13 protein-coding genes and 1 tRNA gene are annotated in these 17,724 nt (G+C 62.4%); 9 read left to right on the top strand and 5 right to left on the bottom strand.

Annotated features, from left to right (window positions below; translation table 11 throughout):
* Positions 1 to 114: 114 nt before the first annotated feature.
* Entirely contained in the window at positions 115 to 426 is a 312-nt protein-coding gene (locus ACQR1D_RS05150; protein ID WP_316181207.1) for a PsiF family protein, read from the top strand.
* Between the two features lie 83 nt (positions 427 to 509).
* The gene (locus ACQR1D_RS05145; RefSeq protein WP_434838013.1) at positions 510 to 1,595 is read left to right on the top strand and encodes an AbrB family transcriptional regulator; all 1,086 of its coding nucleotides are present in this window, start codon (positions 510 to 512) and stop codon (positions 1,593 to 1,595) included.
* On the opposite strand, the gene ACQR1D_RS05140 is transcribed toward ACQR1D_RS05145, so the two are convergent.
* Entirely contained in the window at positions 1,592 to 2,125 is a 534-nt protein-coding gene (locus tag ACQR1D_RS05140; RefSeq protein WP_434838014.1) for a disulfide bond formation protein B, read from the bottom strand. The two genes, ACQR1D_RS05145 and ACQR1D_RS05140, sit on opposite strands and share 4 nt — an antisense overlap.
* A 173-nt stretch (positions 2,126 to 2,298) precedes the next feature.
* Here ACQR1D_RS05140 and ACQR1D_RS05135 point away from each other — a divergent pair.
* Positions 2,299 to 2,383, top strand: a tRNA-Leu gene (locus ACQR1D_RS05135).
* Positions 2,384 to 3,126: 743 nt separating this feature from the next.
* Here the strand turns inward: ACQR1D_RS05135 and ACQR1D_RS05130 are convergent.
* From ACQR1D_RS05130 to ACQR1D_RS05115, 4 genes are all read right to left on the bottom strand, one after another.
* Positions 3,127 to 4,245 carry an alpha/beta hydrolase gene (locus tag ACQR1D_RS05130; RefSeq protein WP_316237147.1) on the bottom strand — a complete coding sequence of 373 codons (1,119 nt, stop codon included), beginning with the start codon at positions 4,243 to 4,245 and terminating at the stop codon, positions 3,127 to 3,129.
* Between the two features lie 105 nt (positions 4,246 to 4,350).
* Positions 4,351 to 5,028, bottom strand: a complete 678-nt coding sequence (locus tag ACQR1D_RS05125; RefSeq protein WP_316237148.1) for a hypothetical protein — start codon at positions 5,026 to 5,028, stop codon at positions 4,351 to 4,353.
* A 239-nt stretch (positions 5,029 to 5,267) separates the two neighbouring features.
* Positions 5,268 to 7,379, bottom strand: a complete 2,112-nt coding sequence (locus ACQR1D_RS05120) for a hypothetical protein (protein ID WP_434838015.1) — start codon at positions 7,377 to 7,379, stop codon at positions 5,268 to 5,270.
* On the bottom strand, positions 7,376 to 8,506 hold the full coding sequence (locus tag ACQR1D_RS05115; RefSeq protein WP_434838016.1) for a phosphatase PAP2 family protein: 1,131 nt from the start codon (positions 8,504 to 8,506) through the stop codon (positions 7,376 to 7,378). Before ACQR1D_RS05115 ends, ACQR1D_RS05120 begins: the two co-directional genes overlap by 4 nt.
* Before the next feature lie 228 nt (positions 8,507 to 8,734).
* Between ACQR1D_RS05115 and ACQR1D_RS05110 the strand changes: the two genes are divergently transcribed.
* The 6 genes from ACQR1D_RS05110 (at position 8,735) to ACQR1D_RS05085 (ending at position 17,723) form a co-directional block, all read left to right on the top strand.
* Positions 8,735 to 10,402 carry a hypothetical protein gene (locus ACQR1D_RS05110; protein ID WP_434893784.1) on the top strand — a complete coding sequence of 556 codons (1,668 nt, stop codon included), beginning with the start codon at positions 8,735 to 8,737 and terminating at the stop codon, positions 10,400 to 10,402.
* Between the two features lie 611 nt (positions 10,403 to 11,013).
* Positions 11,014 to 11,457 carry a hypothetical protein gene (locus tag ACQR1D_RS05105; RefSeq protein WP_434838018.1) on the top strand — a complete coding sequence of 148 codons (444 nt, stop codon included), beginning with the start codon at positions 11,014 to 11,016 and terminating at the stop codon, positions 11,455 to 11,457.
* A 299-nt stretch (positions 11,458 to 11,756) separates the two neighbouring features.
* Entirely contained in the window at positions 11,757 to 13,256 is a 1,500-nt protein-coding gene (locus tag ACQR1D_RS05100) for an AfsR/SARP family transcriptional regulator (RefSeq protein ID WP_434838019.1), read from the top strand.
* Positions 13,257 to 13,452: 196 nt separating this feature from the next.
* Positions 13,453 to 14,709 carry a cytochrome P450 gene (locus ACQR1D_RS05095; RefSeq protein WP_434838020.1) on the top strand — a complete coding sequence of 419 codons (1,257 nt, stop codon included), beginning with the start codon at positions 13,453 to 13,455 and terminating at the stop codon, positions 14,707 to 14,709.
* 82 nt (positions 14,710 to 14,791) lie between these two features.
* Positions 14,792 to 15,871 (top strand): PEP/pyruvate-binding domain-containing protein, encoded by a 1,080-nt coding sequence (locus tag ACQR1D_RS05090; protein WP_434838021.1) that lies wholly within the window; start codon positions 14,792 to 14,794, stop codon positions 15,869 to 15,871.
* Positions 15,872 to 15,914: 43 nt separating this feature from the next.
* The gene (locus tag ACQR1D_RS05085; protein ID WP_434893785.1) at positions 15,915 to 17,723 is read left to right on the top strand and encodes a PEP-utilizing enzyme; all 1,809 of its coding nucleotides are present in this window, start codon (positions 15,915 to 15,917) and stop codon (positions 17,721 to 17,723) included.
* Position 17,724: the final 1 nt, after the last annotated feature.

Genomic DNA, 17,724 nt, shown 5'->3' with positions numbered 1-17,724 from the left:
AGCGTGGCCGCGCGAAAATATAATTTGCCTCGCGCGGCGATCCGGCTCATTCCATTCACTGCGGGTTCAGCATCGCCGGACATCGCACCATGCCTTTCGTTCGAGGACTTCAGCATGAGAGTAACTGCCCGGGCGGCGATTGCGGCCATCGCAATGGCCACCCTGTCGGCCGCGGGCCCCGCCCGCGCGCAACCCGGATTGACGCTGCCGGCGCGGCCCGATGCCGCCACCGACAAGTTCGCCACCCTGGACAAGGCTGCGCGCCGGACGATTTCCATCGCCTGCTCCAAGGAGGCCGACGAGCAGGGGCTGAAGGGCAAGGCACGCGGCAAATTCCGCTCGGCCTGCAAGCGCGACAAGGCGGCGGCGGCTGCCGCGACGACACCCGCGCCCGCTCCCTTGCCGACGCCGGACAAGCCGAAATGACCAGCGCCCGCGGACGCAAGCGCGCATGGCGCCTGCGCAACGGCGGGAATTGTTTGCGCAGGCAGCTTTTGGCATAAGGCGCCGTGCGCCAGATCATCTCCTCCCTCCCCTTCGACCTGCCGAGCCGCGCCAAGACCCTGAGCGCGATCGAGACCCTCGTGCTCGGCACCGCCGGCGGCCTGATCTTCCTCGTGGCCCATCTGCCCGGCGGGCTGATCTCCGGCGCGATGATCGCGACCGCGATCGCCGCGATCGCCGGCCGCCCGCTGGCGATGCCGCCGATCCTGACCCAGACCATTCTGCTGCTGCTCGGCATCTCGATCGGCGCCGTCGTCTCGCGCGAGCTGATCAACCATGTCAGCGCCTATCCGGTGACCATCGGCCTGCTGGCGCTCGCGACGTTCTGCTCGACCTTCGGCTCCAGCCTCTATCTGCAGCGCGTCCATGGCTGGGACCGCACCTCGGCGCTGCTCGCCGGCAGTCCCGGCGCGCTGTCGCAGATCACGATGCTCGCGGTCGAGCGCGGCGCCGACCTGCCGGCGATCGCGGTGGTGCAGACGCTGCGGGTGATCATCCTGACGGCGGCGCTGCCGCTGGTGCTGGCCGTGGCCGGCGTCGCACCGGCCGCGCCGATCTCGCTCGGCCAGACCGTCGCCTCGCCGCTCGGCCTGCTTGCATTGCTGGTGGCCTCGCTGGTTGCGGCGATGCTGATGCAGCTGATCAAATTTCCGGCGAGCTGGCTGTTCGGCGCGATGGTCGCCAGCGGCCTCCTGCACGGCACCGGCCTCGTCGAGGGCGGCCTGCCGGAATGGATGCGCGGCGTGGCGCTGGTCGGCATCGGCGCCCTGATCGGCAGCCGCTTCGCCCGGATGCGGGTGAAGACCCTGGTCGGCCATATCAGGGCCGCGCTCGGCTCGTTCGCGATCGCGGTGGCGATCTCGGCGCTGTTCGTCACCGTGATCGTGCTGGTGACGCATGTGCGCTTCTCCGACACCATCGTCGCGTTCGCGCCCGGCGCCATGGACGCGATGATGGCGCTGGCGCTGACCTTGCACATCGACCCGATCTTCGTCGGCGCGCATCACCTGTCGCGCTTCGTGTTCGTCACCATCGCCACCCCTGGCATCGTCCATCTGTTCGGACGGCCGCAGGAGGATGTCGACGACTAGGCGCGCTTCCGGGTGATGCCCCAGCCGGCGATGGCGGCGATGGCGAGCGAAATCAGCACGCTGTAGCCGGCGAGCGACAGGCCGAGGAAGCGGAATTGCACCTCGTCGCAGCGTACGACCTTGACGCTGTCTAGCCGCTCCAGGAGACTGCCGGCGCTGCCGAGATTGCCGATCGGCCCGGTGCATTCGGTCGGGCCCGGCCAGAAGCCCCATTCGACCCCGGAATGATAGACGCCGAGCCCAGCATTGCCGAGCGCGGCCAGCGCGACCATGCCGAGCCCTGCGAGCACCAGCGCGCGCGGTGCGCCGCCTTTGGCGGCGAGCGCGATCAGCAGCCCGAGCGGTACGATCGCATAATAGGCCCAGCGCTGCTTCAGGCAGAGCTCGCAGGGCTGCAGGCCCCAGACCAGCTGCATGTACCAGGCGCCGGCCAAGGCCGCCGCCGCGATGCCGGCCGCGAGCAGCGCCGCCGCCACCGCCGGGCTCATGCTCCCCGCCGCAGGGCGCGCCATCACAGAAGTATTGGTCATCGGTCCTCCCGAACGGGGCTGCCTCCGGTCCCATGCCGGGCCGTTCCGGCTCCTACTCCGGCCCGCGAAAGCTGTCGAGATGCGCGCCCATCACGTCCGTGCGGGTTGACCCGGCCCGACCGCCCGCTATAGTCCGCCCGCTTCGCTATGGTTCCTGCACAGGCCCGGCGAATGCCCCTGTGGCGGAACTGGTAGACGCGCTCGACTCAAAATCGAGTTCCGCAAGGAGTGCTGGTTCGATTCCGGCCAGGGGCACCATTTGAGCCGTTCGGACTGGCGCGGCGCGGCCGCGCGGGGGCCCTGAGGGCGAAGCGTGCCGGCGTAGCCTCTTGGCGAAACCGGGCGTTTGAGCCCCCCCAACTCTCGCTCGAGCCGCGCTCTTCGATCTCCCATCAACCCTGTCAAACAGCCTGCCGCTCGCCACAGCCTTGCTGCGCCCATGCCGCCGCGATCTCACGACCGGATCGGCCCGAGTGTTGCTGCAGATGGCGTCCTCTTCAGATGAGAGGGCGCAGGGAAGGCCGAGTGCCGACTGGCACCCATGGCCCCCGTGCGGAAAAAATGCACGGGGCAGGAACCACAGGCTCAGCCGGAAACAACCCGGCCTTCCCTGCGCAATGGTTTGAACGGCTGCTCCGTGCTCTCCCTGGGGACCGGCTTGCTTGCCCCCGTCATCGACATCGTCGCCGACCAAGACACCAGCGTCGGGGTGTCGGGACCACACGGCTTGACCGTCCGCAAAACGACGTTCGTCCGCACCTCCATGAGATGCTGCGTCGCCCCGCGGCCACCGCTCCCCGCCGCAACGTCCCGTGACGATCGCGATACGCCCCTCTCAGTGCGGGCGGGATGGCCGAAAATGTGCAGGTGATTTGCCCGACGGTGCAAGGGGAATCAGCACGACGGGCAGTTTGCGCAGGGGTGAGATGCGTGGCCGTTAGGAGAAGATTGCGTCACCGAAACTCCCTATACCATCATGGGCCACCGGACCCAACCTCAGCTCACTTCTTGCGTCTGGTCGGCTTTCCCTCGTTTTTGCGCGGCTTGCCGCGTCCTGAAGATGCAGCCCCCGAATCGTACGGAATCCACCAAGCGCGGCCTCCTTCATCGGGGATCGCGGGAAGGCGGCCCGCGATCTTGTTGGCCGGTATTCCAGCCAGAACCTGAACAACATCGTTCAGGACCCAGGGAGACAGACGGTAGTACTGATGTCCGTAGTGGGACCCGCCGTCGTCTCCCTGGGTTGATCCAACATCAGAGCAGTCGATCGAGTTGACCGTCTTGGAAAGCTTGCTCAGATCACGCGGTCCCCACTGTCCCAAGCGAGGATAGTTGTTGAGAAGAATGCTGCCGGACAGCGACAGCGCCAGGTCACCGCCGTTCTTGTATACGAGAACTTTCTTGGCAAGGGTGATCAATGGCTTCAGTTCGCTGGCCTTCGACAAGGCGTCGTAGTTGACGTCGGCCGCCATCAGAAACGCGCTTTCGAATAGCAGAGTGTTGCGTTCTTTCGCGGGTATCAGCTGAACGGCGTTTTGAAGTGCATAATTTCCCATCGAATGAGGGACGAGGTGCAAGACCGGGAGGTTGGCTTTAAGCGCCCTGAGAACGGCGAACAACCTGCGAAGCGAGTCGGCGACGGCATTGGCGGACTTGGCGGCCGCATCACGATCCGCCTTGTAGCTCGCCAAGTCCAATTTTCCTTGGGATGGCCATGAGAAACAGAAGATGTCTGCCGCTTTGTAGTTTGACATGACCTGCGCGGCACGGCTCATCGAACCTAAAAAGGTCGAATCGAAACCCGGCAGCAATATCAGGCCATATTGCGACGCGCGGGCCGATGCGAGCTCCGCGGCGACGCGATCGCGCGCGAACGCCACGATGTCATTGTGATTTTGCGTGGTCGGCTGGAACACCGACGCGTCGATCGGCGGATCAATTTGCACCGAATTGGAGTCCGGCACCCAACCGGTATCCGGAAGGTTGGACAGCCGGTAGACGTCGATTGATCCCGTGACATAGTGCTTCGGATTGTTGTCTCTGTACTTTGGCCCGAACAGATCGGGACCTGGGACAGGATTTCGATTGGTCGCGAATCGAACGCGGACTCGGTCGGTCATGCTGCTTCTCCCAGGCTTTGAGTGTCACACTTCAGGGCGACAGGATTTGAGGACTCTCCAGAGTTTGGCGGCCGCCTTCCGCTGGCCGCCAAACTGATTGTCAGGCTATTCGCTTTGACACTTGCAGGGCTTCGCTACTGCGGCGGTGACGAGATGCACCGGGACACAATAATCCCAGCACTTTGACAACCCCCACTTTCCAATACAGAGCTTGGCGCATAGCTGGTTAGGCGCTCGGAAACACACCTGTACGTTTGCCCAACCTACGTCGTAAACCGTGTGGCATCCTTCGAGCGGAACGCAGACAGGAATCCGCTGATCAAAATCTACATGCGCTCCAAAAATTTCGATTCTCGCCCAAGCGTGAATGTCTACACAGGCCTTGCCGTCCTGAATCCGCGGGTTCTCCAACGTCAACCCGCCATCAATTCCCTTGGTCGCTACATCGTCCAGAACTTCGATGAAGCTTCCTGTCGACATTGAAACGGCGACGGTCTTGTCAACTGGTAGTACCGACCACTTCAGTTCCTTGGGCCGAGCGCAGGAATCGGAGGTCGGAATCCCTTCCCCCGGCAACAGCATCACGACCGGCTTTGGAAGCCGCACACAGAACTCGCCGATAGCGTAGGCCCTAATTTGAGCCAACCGCGTCAGCCCGGGCGAAACGAGCCGGGAAAAGTCGCCGAGCGACGTATCCTTGATAGGAACGCCGTAGACGGCAAGCATGCTCTGCTGTTGAACAGCCTCAGCCAAATTAATCGGATAATCGTCTTTCTCGGCCATGCCAATTCTCCTACTGCGTTTCATCGCTGCAATGTTTGCAAGCGCGCGCGAAGGATGCATTGACGACGTGAATTGAGCGCAATTTCAGCGCAAATCGCTCGTGAAAAACATCAGCACTCTGCGAATTTTCGCGATTCCAACTAACTGTTAGATGCAGACCATTGATCTGTCCCGCCTGATGCGTGGATACGACTGCGCTGATTGCCTTGCCTGCAATTCGGCAAGAGCGGGCGAACAGTCTAGAGCCCCGTCACCGCCGGATATCGACGCCTCGGAATGTGTCGATCGGAGCGGGGCCGGAAGATGTATTTTCCGAGCCGCGGATCGGGTGGATCGATGGGAATCGTGACCGGATTAGTCGCGGCCGGATTGATGCAAACCGGCGCGGCCGTGCTGTCAGAAGCTGGATGAGCGATTGCCCGTAGTTCGTCTGCCACCTTCCGCGCGATCTGAGGCGCGGCGACGCTCGTACCGTTGAGCTTGACTGCGGAGCCGCTGAACGTGCCCGCGGCGAGCACGCCCCAGAGCGCGTGGCCTTCGTCAGCGAAGGCGGAGCAATCCGGCCCTGACCGAACCAACGTGGGACCGCTCGATGTATAGTCGGAAGGGGGATGATCCTCTGATGCCTCGGCGGCGCCGACAACGATGACGTGGTCGCTCTCATTCATCGAGCCGGTTGCGATCGAAGATAGGGTGTCCGCATACCTAATTGGACAACCGTCCCTCTGCATTCGATAATCGCCGGTCTGCGGATCGCGCTCATAGGCGCCGGCGTGATCGAGGTAGGATTGGCGGCCGCGCCGCGGGTAGCCGAACGGCGTATCGTCGCGCTGGACGTAGACATGCGCAGTGATCGCCTTCCTAGTTAAATTCCGAAGGGACAGCTTCCAGCGCCCGGAAGGCGCGATCTCGCGGCACTCGTCGTTGCGCACCGTCGGATTGACAGCGAGCAGGATACGTTCGCGTACCGTTTTGCCATGCTGAATGCGCTGGAAATAGATTCCGGCGATCGCACCGCCGCCGATCGTCGCCTGATGAAGCTGACCCACACTCGGCCGAATGGGGTGACTCGTTCCCTCATCCTGTGCGGTCAACCAGACCTCCACCGGCGCTTCTCCCCGTTTGCCTTCGGCGCCGGTATCGAGCCAGATTTCGACGTAGTTCATGGCGCCATCGTCGGGGTGGATGACCCACTCCAGGCTTTCCACCCGCTTCTTGAGCTCCAACTTGGCGGCGGCGCGGGTACGATAGCTGTTGCCCGCCGGCATGACCAAGCGGGTCAGATTGGGGTTTTGATGGCGCTTGTTACGGTGATGGACCATGCCGGCGAGCGCCTTTTCGAGATACTGGCTGCCATCCTTGGGGCCAGCCAGAAGGCCGTAGCTGAAGTTCATGACAAGCGGAATTGGTTCCCTGCTTTCGCTCAACGCATCGGCCCACGTCATGATCATCCGGACCGCCTGCAGTACATAGCTCCCCATCGTCAGCCCCGACGTATCGATCGTCGCAACCGAAGGCAATTGAACAGCGAGGATCGATATTCCTTCGGTGCCCTGATTTCCGCCCGCAGCCAGATCTAGCAAATGCGTCCCATGGCTGACGCGTGCGGCCAGAGGATTGTAGGCGCCGGCCTTGCTGAAATCGGTCGCACCAACCTTCCGGTAAATCTGGTCTTCGCTCTTGCATTCCTGCAATAGCTGCTTGATCTGGTCATGCTTCAGGCGGCGGCCGAATACGACCGCGTTGTCTGCCGGATCCCGCTTTTCCGTCTCCTGCAGCCACATGGCTGCGATCTTCGAGCCTGTGCCTTGCTCTCGAAATCGTTCGTGCGCAAAGGCAATCCCGTCGTCGATGATGCCGATGGCAACCTTGGTGGCAGCCAGGAAGGACGGCTCGAACGTGGTCGTATCAGGCTTGGCGTTGAAGTCGTTGAACTGCAAACCGATGATTGGCGGCCCCACGAAAAGAGAGCGATAAAATCCGGGATCGCGGTATTGGCCGTCGCGATAGATGAACGATTCCTGTCGATAGATGAAGAACTGCATGTCGACTTCATCGATCTCTGGCGGCTTAGGCCCTTCCAGGGCCTTGATCCACCAACTCAGGAGAGTCCGCTCGTCATCGCTCATTCGAATGGTGAATTTCTTGGCCGGGACGTCGTGGTCAGGCACGTAGCCCTCATCGACGGCGCGTTGTAGCTCGTAAAGGCTCGCAAGAGCGCTGCGCAACGGCCTGATCTGGATTTGCACAGAGCACCAGGGATCCGGGTTGGGCTTGCGCCGGGTCCGGAATTCCCAGTCCAGATAGGGATCGGGACGGTCGCAAGCGGTCTTTTTCCAATGAAGCTTCATCGCGATTTGCCCACCACTCCGATCATCAACTGACACTCCGCGACCGCCTGGTCCCAGAGATGGTTCAGATCACAGGATTTCGGCACTTCGGCGCGCGTATTTCCAGATATTTTGCGTCCGCTGTCGGACTTGGCCTTTCGCTCCTGAGGGTCGTCGACGAATTCAGAGATCCAATCTTCGTAGCAGAAGTCGCCGTCGAATCCTCGCCCATCGAAAGCATGAGTCTTCAGAAAACGGCCGCCGCAGAAACGCGCAATATAGAACTCCGCCAAGGCGAGACCGAGCTTCATGCCGGCTACACTATCGACTGGAAAGTGAACGCCGGCGACCGTCCGGTTTATGGCGATCCGTTCGGCAATCCGCATCAGTTGCACGAAAGTCGAATCGTCGCTATCGAATTTGATGCGTCCGCTTCTGGCTTGGGACAGCAACGCATAGAACACGAAAGCGGCGCCAAACGATTCCGTCGCGTGCCCGCTTGGCAGTGAGCCGTGACCGGGCGTTGGAATCATCGGCTGGATCTGGGGCGAGTACTCGACCGGTCGCCGGCAGGCCAGCGCATGCTTGACCCGCATCTCGATCAGGCCGGTCACGTTCAGGACCAGCGTCAGCAGTTCGAACGTCCGTCGGGTTCTATCCGGGTGCAGGAAGCCGACCGAGCCGAGGAACGACAGGATGTCCGTCATCTCCGTCATGATCTCGCCGCTGCGCTCCATACGAAGTGCCGCATAGTTATGCACAAAGATAAGCTGTTTGGCGAAATCGGATGGACTTGGCCTGATCATGTGAATCAACGCGCATGTACCGTCTTCGCCGCGACCACGATATTCGACGCAAACGGACTCGCTCGCTTCGTTGCAATCTCCCGCATCGTAGTAGATTCCGGACAGCAGTTCGGCGGTCAGGGTTCGCAATCGCACCGGCGTCGACCAGCGGTCCAGCGCGTACGGTTTGGCTTCGTAGTTTGCCGGGGGGGTACCAACATCCCGCCACATCCCCACCACGCCCTCGCGACCCGAGATGAGCGCCCGTGCTGCCGTGAACGACCGGGAGCGCGCGCTTTCGCCACTTTCACCGCTCTCGCCGCTCTCGCCACTTTCACCGCTCTCGCCGCTTATCCGCGCCATTTGCGCCTCCCCGGAAAAACCCGACGAACAACCTCAGGTACGTCGCGATGCTCAGTTCGAAGCCCTGAACGGTCAAGTCGTCCGCAGTCGGAATTAACGCAATTTCACGCATATTTCACGTTGACAGGTGTTTGCCGCAGGATTTCACTCCATGGTTGAGAAACGTCTTCCGCTACCTTTGAGGGTAGCGGGCTACGAAAGACAGGGCAGGACCCTCAAGAGCGATCCATGCGAAGTTCGACAGCCAAGGTGCATCTTCGGTTATTTGGTCCGCCCAAGATCATCAATTCGAACGGTGAAGACTGCACACCGCGGGGACGGAAGGCATGCGCACTGCTGGCAATGCTGGCGCTATCGCCTGAAAACAAAAGATCGCGCGTCTGGATCCAGGATAAGCTGTGGGGCAGTCGAGGCAAGGAGCAGGGCGCGGCAAGCCTTCGCCAAAGCCTGTCAGAAATTCGAAAGGCATTTGGAAACGATCACGGAGTGCTTTTTGCGGACAGCTATGTGCTGGCGCTCGATCCGACCTTGTTTGATACGGATTTCGATCTTGCCACAAAAGCGGACGACTCCGGCGAACTCCTGGAAGGCATCGATATTGGCGAAGATGGTTTCGAGGACTGGCTTCGATCGCAACGTCAGAACTTCAGCGATCGCCGCACTACGCGCCAAGCAAGGACCGATCGCCGTGCGGACATTGCCCTCGAAGAACCGGTGCGCGGACGTTCGATTCCACGGAATCGGATCGTGCTGGTTCGCAACTCCAAGTCTGGAGAGTCCGACGCATCGTTGCTCGCGGACAGCCTGATCGACTCGGTAGCAAAAACCATACAGGAACTCGGCGTCGCCGAGGTCATCGATTGTCGGGATACGATGGACCCGGCTTGCGACGACAAGGACGCAGCGCCGCGCAAGACGCTTTCGCTACATTCGGACGTGTTCGGAGGCCACACGAGGCAAATCGTCCGCCTCGCATTGTCGCAGCGACCGGAACATACCCTGAAGTGGTCGTCCACGCTGCAGCTACCCGGCATTCAGGCGCTGGACTTGAACGATGCGGATGTCATGCGGTGCGTCAATCTCGTCGTCAACGTCGCCATCGATCAGTTCATCACGGTCCGTTCGGGAGGGCCGGATGCCGAGGTAGCCTCCGATCTCTGCTATTCGGGGATTCTGCATCTTTTCAGGCTCGGCAAGATCAACTTTGCGACGGCCGATAAGCTCTTCGCGGCCGCATTCAATATTGAATCACGCGGCATCTATCTGGCTTGGCGCGCCTATCTGCGAACCTTTCTACTTGCGGAACGACAATTCAGTTGCCGTCAGACACTGCAAGCCGAGGCCCTCGACTTCATGTACCGCGCCCTCGAACTCGAACCTCACAATTCTTATGTTGCGGGCCTGAGCGCGCACGTTCAGACCATGATGCGGCGGTCCTACGTCGCCGCATACGAACTGGCCGAACGCAGCATCCAATTGAACCACGCCAATCCGATCGGCTGGGCGTGTCTGGGAATCGCCAAGAGCTATCTCGGCAAGCCCGACGAGGGCTTCCAACATACGCTGCTTGCGCGCACCATCGCCGGAACTGCACCATTCAGATACCAGATGGATGCGTTGAGCTGTATCGCGGGGACGATGGCGGGCGAACTCGATAAGGCCGTCCATCTGGCGGAGGCCAGTCATGCGCTGGCGCCGACCTTCGCACCACCCTTGCGTTACCTTTCAGCGCTCTATGCGCACGAAGGCAAGCACGATCTCTCTTCCGAGATGGTGGGGAGATTGCAGGCCAGCGAACCGGACTTCTCATACGACAAGCTGCGCGACAAGGCCTATCCTGCGGCCGGCCTGCATCGGTCATCGATCATCGATTCGTTGCCGACGAGACAACTTTGATGACGTTGAAGTCCGCCGGCTTGCTGACCACGCAGCTCATTGATCCTCATTGCACAACGTTGATGAAGATGAACCGCCGTGGACGGCTCCATCAAGAGAGCCGAATGGCCTATGGAATCATAAATCATGTGAGTAAGGCTGTGAGTACCGACTTCGGGTGCTTCCAGGAAGCCTTGGTTACAGCATTCTTCGCGGTGCTTCGATTCCGGCCAGGGCACCATTTGGACCGTTCGCCCGCATCCGCCGTCGGCCGTTTACCCCTCAACATCAAAGACAAGCCGCATTTGCCCATCGCTGGCGTCCGCCCCCTCTGCCGGTATTCTTGATGGAAGTTCGCGGAGGTCATGGTATCGCGAGTCGTGGGTGGAATCGAACCGGCCGAGTCCGCCCCGTATTTCCGGCACCTGAAGCCGGCAGACAAGGATTACAAACGCTGAGATGAAGGCGGGTTTTTCATGCTCGCCACCGCGACTTTGGCGCTTCGCCTATCGTCGCCCGATTGGCGACAATACGCTCAATGCTGCGCTCTGCAGACTCGGCTGCGATAACACTGAGCGCACCACTCACGGTCTTCGTTCGCCCCCCTCGGTCCCATCGAATGAAGGTGGCAGATGGAACGTGAGTGGCTGCGCGAACTGAACCACGCCAACCCGATCGCCTGGGCCTGTCTGGGAATCGCAAAGAGCTATCTCGGCAAACCAGAGGACGGCTTTCAGCACACATTGCTTGCCCGTACGATCGCTGGTGCGGCGCCTTTCCGTTTTCAGCTCGATGCCCTGAGCTGCATTGCGGGGACCATGGCGGGAGAACTGGACAAGGCCGTCCATCTTGCAGAAGCCAGCCATGCTCTTGCTCCGACCTTTGCTCCACCCTTGCGATATTTGTCAGCTCTCTATGCCCATAATGGGCACCGTGAGCTTTCTTTCGAGATGGTTCGCAAGCTGCAGACAACGGAGCCAGACTTCTCATATGACAAGCTGAGGGATAAAGCCTATCCCGCGGCTGGCCTCCATCGAACATCAATCATCAACTCGCTGCCAGCCCGACAGTTCTAGCGGCGTCCCCCTTCATCCGAGAGGTCATGGAGCGGCAATCCACGAGCGCCTGTCGGTCTAGAGGAGCCTCGCGTTGAGACAATCAGCTCCGCTGGCTTGCTCGATCCGCATCCCCCTCCCTCGAACCCGAACATGCATCGTCGCTGAAGGCTATTCATTTCGCTGCCGCATTTCACGGCCTTTGGATCTCGCCAGCTTGCTGGAATGCTCGCGAAACAGGGCCTTGCAACCTTCCGGCGGCCGCTCTTAGACTACCTCCAGTCTGCTGACGGCAATGGGGTTGTCGCGGGTGAGGACCCATGACCAAGAACAGTTCTGTCAACCTCGCCCTATTCGCGACGCAGCAAAAGCTTCTTTTTGCGGACTTCTTCAAGCTTTACCAGACTGTCGCACAGCCGTGCCGGATCTTCGTGATCGCGGCGGACGTCAACGCGGTCGCGCGGGTCGAGAAGCTCGCAAAGCGCATCAACAAGAGCGGATTCGTCGAGGGCAAGAGCTTTGTCGAGATGGCGTTGCTGCGGGTGCCGATCTCGTTTCGAGATGTCGCAGGCCGAATCGAGAGGTGGGTGGCGCCGACCCGCAGACACGGCCCCGCCCTGCTCGTCGTCGACATGAGCTGGGGCCTCGAGACCAACTCGGCGACGGCCAATTTCGAGGGTTGGCCCGCACTTGCTGAAACGCTCACCCAGCAGTCCGAGGTCTCGATCGCCTCTCTCTATAACCGCCGGGTGCTGATCGACGAGCAGTTGCTCGTCGCGCTGCGCGGCCATCCGCAGATCCTCACCAGCGCCGGACTGGTGGACAATCCGCATTGGCTGCCGTCGCGGCTGCAGACGCGCGGCGCGTTGCGCGAGCAGGTCGATTTCTGGCTCGGCGCGATCGCGCCGGAGTTGCGGATCGGGACATCGGCGGCCACGCTGCACGCAGCCGAAGGCGCCGACCCCATGTGGCTGTTGCGGCGATCGGCAGAAGAGCCCAGTACAGTTCATCTCGACAGCCGCGACCGCTGGAAGATCCGCTGCTTCGGACGGTTGCGGATCTATCGCAACGACGGCAGCCAGGTGAACTGGGACCCGCCCGGCGGAGCGACCCGCAAGACCAAGACCCTGTTCGCCTATCTGCTGCAGAAGGGCGGCCATGGCGCAGCCACCGACGAGCTTGCGGATCTGCTCTGGCCCAACGCCGAGGACATCGAGGCCGCGCGTAACCGCCTCTATCACACCGTGCGCTATCTGCGGCTGGCGCTCGGCCAGCCCAACGGACGCGACGAGACGCGCAACTATGTCCGACGCGAGGGATCGCGCTACGTGCTGGTGCCCCCGGAGCGCAGCTGGCTCGACATCTCAACCTTCGAACAGCTCTGCCGTCAGTCCCAGGGTCACATCAAGGCGGGCGCCAGCGACGAGGCGCTGATCTGTCTGCAGGCGGCGGACCGTCTGTACACCGGAGACCTGTTCGAGGACATTCCGGTCGAGTACGCCGACGATGGCGAGCGCGACTGGTGCTGGAGCAAGCGCTATTGGCTGCGCGACATGTTCTTCAAGGTGCAACGCGACGCGGCACGGATCTATCTCGAACGCAACGACCACTCGGCCGCGCTCGCGCATTGCCAGAAGGCGCTGGCGATCGATCCCTTGTGCGAGATGGCGCATGCCGAGGCAATGCAGGTGTTCAAGGCGCAAGGACGACGCGAAGCGATCGACCGCCAGTTCAAGCTGTACCTCGACTCGCTCAAGCATTTCGACAACCGGCCGAAGAGCGCCTCGCTTCAGGAGCTGCACCGCAAGCTCACGGCGTAAGGCCGCTCGTTCGCGACCGGCTCGGCAACGCGACCTTTGCCGGCCAGGCCATGCGCCATGGGGCTGCCGCCGCCCGCATAATTGACGATTTGTCTCAAATTGTCATAGAGTTAAGGGCTAAAGAAAACCCAAAGGCCGCCGCTTAGAGTGAGCCCATGACAACGTCGCCACCAAGGGCGGCGAATGGGAGGACGACATGCCAGGTTCGGCAGCTCAGCTGGCGCGGTGCCCCTATAGCGACGCCGCCAAAGACTTCGATCCCTTCGAGATGCGCGATCCGTTCCCGTTCTATGAATGGGCCCGCGCCGAGGCGCCGGTCTTCTTCTCCGACGAGCTGAAATACTACGTCGTCGCGCGCCACGCCGACATCAAGGCCGTGTTCGACGACTGGCGCACATTCTCCTCGGAGAACGCCCAGGCCCCGCTTCGCCCGATGTGCGAGGAAGGCAAGCGCATCATGCGCGAGGGCGGCTTCACCGCCTATTCCGGCCTGTCGGCGCGGGTACCGCCCGATCACACCCGCATCCGCAAGCTGGTCCAGGGCTGCTTCGGGCCGCGCCGGTTCAGGGCGATCGAGCCGGAGATCAAGGCGATCGTCAACCAGGCGATCGATGCCTTCGCCGATCGCGGACATGCCAACTTCTTCCGCGAGTTCGCCTATGATGTGCCGGCGCTGGTGCTGTTCAAGCTGGTCGGCATTCCCAATATGGACGTGCCGCGCGTGAAGTCCTGGGCGGTGAGCCGCGCGCTGCTGACGTGGGGCGACCTCAGCGACGACGAGCAGATCGTGCATGCGCGCAACATGGTCGAATACTGGACCTACTGCCGCGCGCTGGTGCGTCAGCGCCACGACGATCCGACCGACGATCTGCCGGGCGATCTGGTCCGACTGCAGAAGGACGGCGCCGAGATCAGCGACGAGGAGATCGCGGGCGTTCTCTACAGCGTACTGTTCGCCGGCCACGAGACCACGACGACCCTGATGGCCAACGGCATGCGCGAGCTGCTGCAGCGGCGCGACAACTGGGAAGCCATCATCGCCGAGCCGCAGCTCATTCCGAAGGCGGTCGAGGAATGCTTGCGCTTCAGCCCGTCCATCGTGGCCTGGCGCCGGCGCGCCCTGAATGACACCCAGATCGGCGGCGTGCCGGTGCCGAAGGATTCCAATATCCTCCTGCTCATCGGCTCCGCCAATCGCGACGAGGCGGTGTTCTCCGCGCCGACCCGTTTCGACGTCCGGCGCACCGACGCGAGAAGCCATCTGGCCTTCGGCTACGGCATTCACACCTGCGTCGGCCAGCAGCTGGCCCGCATCGAGTTCGCGATCGCGCTCGGCGAGCTCACCCGCAGGCTTCCTGGTCTCCGGCTCGCTGCCGACCAGACCATCGACTTCGTTCACAACATCTCGTTCCGCGTGCCGACGGCGCTTCGGATCGAATGGGACGTGACCTGACGCGACGATCGTCACTTGGCCGCGTTTCACAAGCAACAACAAGTCCGGAGCCGATCCGGGCCATAAGGTGGGGAACAGACGCATGGGCGCCAACGCAGCCGCATCCTTCATCGTGCCGTTCGAAGCCGCACGCGAGGACGACTTCCCGCGCATCGGCGGCAAATGCGGGAGCCTGGCGCGCATGATCGCCCAGGGCGTGCGCGTTCCCGCGGGATTTGCGGTCGCGACCGACGCCTACGCCCTTCATCTTCGAAGCAACGGACTCGAGGCGACGATCAGCGAGCGCCTGTCGCGGATCGTGCTCGACGATGTCGATGACGAAGAGAAGTTGTCGCACGAGATCCGCGACGCAATCATGGCGCAGCCGATGCCGGGCGCGGTCGAGCAGGCGATCCGCGAGGCGTATCGCCGGATGTCGCCCGACGGTCAGTTGCCGGTGGCGGTTCGCTCGTCGGCGACCGCCGAGGACCTGCCCGACGCCAGCTTCGCCGGCCAGCAGGATACCTATCTCTGGGTGGTCGGCGAGGACGCCGTGGTCGAGAAGGTCAAGGCGTGCTGGGCCAGTCTCTTCAACGCGCGCGCGATCTCCTACCGTGCCGAGAACGGGCTCGGCCAGATCGACGTGCTGATGTCGGTCGGCGTCCAGAAGATGGTCAACGCCGCCGCCGCGGGCGTGGCGATGACGCTGGATCCGATCAACGGCGACCGTACCAAGATCGTGATCGATTCCGCCTTCGGGCTCGGCGAGCCCGTGGTCTCCGGCGAAATCACGCCCGACAATTTCGTCGTCGAGAAGGTGCTTCTGCAGGTCATCAAGCAGCGCATCGCCGAAAAGGATTTCGAGCTCGTCGCCGATCATGCCGAGCGCCGGACCGTCGAGCGCGTGATCGCGCCGGAACGTCGCACCCTGCCTTCCCTGTCCAATACCCAGGTGCTCGCCGTCGCCAGGCTCGCCAAGTCGCTCGAGCGCAGCATGGGCTGTCCGCAGGACGTCGAATGGGCGATCGATGCCGATCTCCCTGAGGACGAGAACCTCGTCGCGCTGCAGAGCCGGCCGGAGACCGTCTGGAGCCAGAGGAAGAAGCAGTCGACCGCGATCTACGAGACCGGGATTGCGGGTGTACTTGGAACGCTGCTGGCCCCGGTCCAGGCCAAGCGGTGAGCATCACGACAACAAACAACAGATAACCGAGGGGAAAACGACAATGACGGCGCATGCGAAATTCCCAAGTCCCTATGACCTGAAGACGCCGGTCGGCGCCGAGGGCTGGGAGAAGCTCTACCCCTATTATCTCCAGTTCCAGAACAGCCTGCGCGACAAGGAGGACGGCAAGTTCTGGTTCTGCGACTCGCAGCACTGGCCGAGCCCGTTCAAGCCGTTCGACGCCGTCACGGTCGAATTCGCGGTCAAGTGCCTCGGCCAGTACAACACGCGGCACTATCTGATCCCGCCGGCGAACGGCGTCGAATACCGCATCCACAATGGCTATTGCTACATGAGCCCGGTGGCGGTGGCGCCCGAGCTGATCGCAGGCCGCGTGCCGCATTTCATGGAGCGCGCCGGCTACTACTTCCAGAACTGGGATCGCCTGCTGGCGAACTGGGACAAGAAGGTCCGAGCCAACATCGCCGATCTCGAGGCGCTCAACTTCGAGCCGCTGCCCGAAGCCGTGCCGCTGGAGTGGATCACGGCGGGAGTCGGCCTCGACAACACCTACGCGCTGATGGAGACCTATGACCGGGTGATCCAGCTGCTCTACAAGACCTGGCAGTATCATTTCGAGTTCCTGAATCTCGGCTACGCGGCCTATCTCGACTTCTTCAGCTTCATGAAGGGGCAATTCCCCACCATTCCCGACCAGGCGATCGCCAAGATGGTGCAGGGCGTGGAAGTCGACCTGTTTCGTCCGGACGACGAGTTGAAGAAGCTCGCCAAGCACGCCGTGACGCTCGGTGTCGCCGATGCCCTGAAGAGCGGATCGGTCGACGAGGCGCTGGCCGCGGTCGGCCGTGCGCCGAACGGCGGCGAATGGCTGAAGGCCTGGAGCGAGGCGCAGGATCCCTGGTTCAACTTCACCTCCGGCAACGGCTTCTACTCGACCGACAAGTACTGGATCGAGCATCTCGACATCCCGCTCGGCTATGTCAGGGATTACGTCGTCCGCGTGCAGCGGGGCGAGGAGATCGACCGGCCGACGGAGGCCATCGCCAAGGAGCGCGACCGCATCACGTCCGAATATGCCGAGATGCTGGACGCCGATGCACGCGCCGCCTTCGAGGGCAAGCTGGGCCTGGCCCGGACCGTGTTTCCCTATGTCGAGAACCACAATTTCTACATCGAGCATTGGTCGATGAGCGTATTCTGGCGCAAGATGCGCGAGCTCGGCGCCATCTTCCGCGATGCCGGCTTCTGGAAGGACGCCGACGACCTGTTCTATCTGAATCGTCAGGAGGTCCGCGAGGCGCTGTTCGACTACGGCAATGGCTGGGCCGTCGGCGCACCGGCGATCGGTCCGACCTATTGGCCGCCGGAGATCGAGCGGCGGAAGAAGATCCTGGCTGCGCTCGCGACGACACCGCCGCAGCCCGCGCTCAACAATCCGCCCGACGTCATCACCGAGCCGTTCACGATCATGCTGTGGGGCATCACCACGGAGAGCATCGGCCGATGGCTCGATGGCGCTGCCAACACCACCAAGCTGTCCGGCATGGCCGCCTCCCCCGGCCTCGTCGAGGGCCGCGCCCGCGTGGTGCGCTCCGCTGACGAGCTCGGCCAGATCCAGCAGGGCGAGATCCTGGTCGCGCCGGTCACCGCGCCGAGCTGGGCGCCGATCTTCGGCAAGATCAACGCGATCGTCACCGACATCGGCGGCATGATGTCCCACGCCGCGATCGTGTGCCGCGAATACGGCCTGCCCGCCGTCACCGGCACGGGACGCGCTAGCTCCTCGATCAAGAACGGACAGATGCTGCGCGTCAACGGCTCGACCGGCGAAGTGACCATCCTGTCCTGAC

It is taken from the genome of Bradyrhizobium sp. HKCCYLRH2047 (assembly GCF_051168175.1).
In the GTDB taxonomy this organism is placed as follows: Bacteria; Pseudomonadota; Alphaproteobacteria; order Rhizobiales; family Xanthobacteraceae; genus Bradyrhizobium.
Note: the sequence above shows the minus strand (reverse complement) of the source record. Positions and strands in the feature narration are given on the sequence as shown.

Coding starts and splice junctions, on each gene's coding strand:
- ACQR1D_RS05150 (WP_316181207.1), top strand. CDS start 115: ATGAGAGTAACTGCCCGGGCGGCGATTGCGGCCATCGCAATGGCCACC.
- ACQR1D_RS05140 (WP_434838014.1), bottom strand. CDS start 2,125: ATGACCAATACTTCTGTGATGGCGCGCCCTGCGGCGGGGAGCATGAGC.
- ACQR1D_RS05130 (WP_316237147.1), bottom strand. CDS start 4,245: ATGACCGACCGAGTCCGCGTTCGATTCGCGACCAATCGAAATCCTGTC.
- ACQR1D_RS05125 (WP_316237148.1), bottom strand. CDS start 5,028: ATGGCCGAGAAAGACGATTATCCGATTAATTTGGCTGAGGCTGTTCAA.
- ACQR1D_RS05120 (WP_434838015.1), bottom strand. CDS start 7,379: ATGAAGCTTCATTGGAAAAAGACCGCTTGCGACCGTCCCGATCCCTAT.
- ACQR1D_RS05115 (WP_434838016.1), bottom strand. CDS start 8,506: ATGGCGCGGATAAGCGGCGAGAGCGGTGAAAGTGGCGAGAGCGGCGAG.
- ACQR1D_RS05110 (WP_434893784.1), top strand. CDS start 8,735: ATGCGAAGTTCGACAGCCAAGGTGCATCTTCGGTTATTTGGTCCGCCC.
- ACQR1D_RS05105 (WP_434838018.1), top strand. CDS start 11,014: ATGGAACGTGAGTGGCTGCGCGAACTGAACCACGCCAACCCGATCGCC.
- ACQR1D_RS05100 (WP_434838019.1), top strand. CDS start 11,757: ATGACCAAGAACAGTTCTGTCAACCTCGCCCTATTCGCGACGCAGCAA.
- ACQR1D_RS05095 (WP_434838020.1), top strand. CDS start 13,453: ATGCCAGGTTCGGCAGCTCAGCTGGCGCGGTGCCCCTATAGCGACGCC.
- ACQR1D_RS05090 (WP_434838021.1), top strand. CDS start 14,792: ATGGGCGCCAACGCAGCCGCATCCTTCATCGTGCCGTTCGAAGCCGCA.
- ACQR1D_RS05085 (WP_434893785.1), top strand. CDS start 15,915: ATGACGGCGCATGCGAAATTCCCAAGTCCCTATGACCTGAAGACGCCG.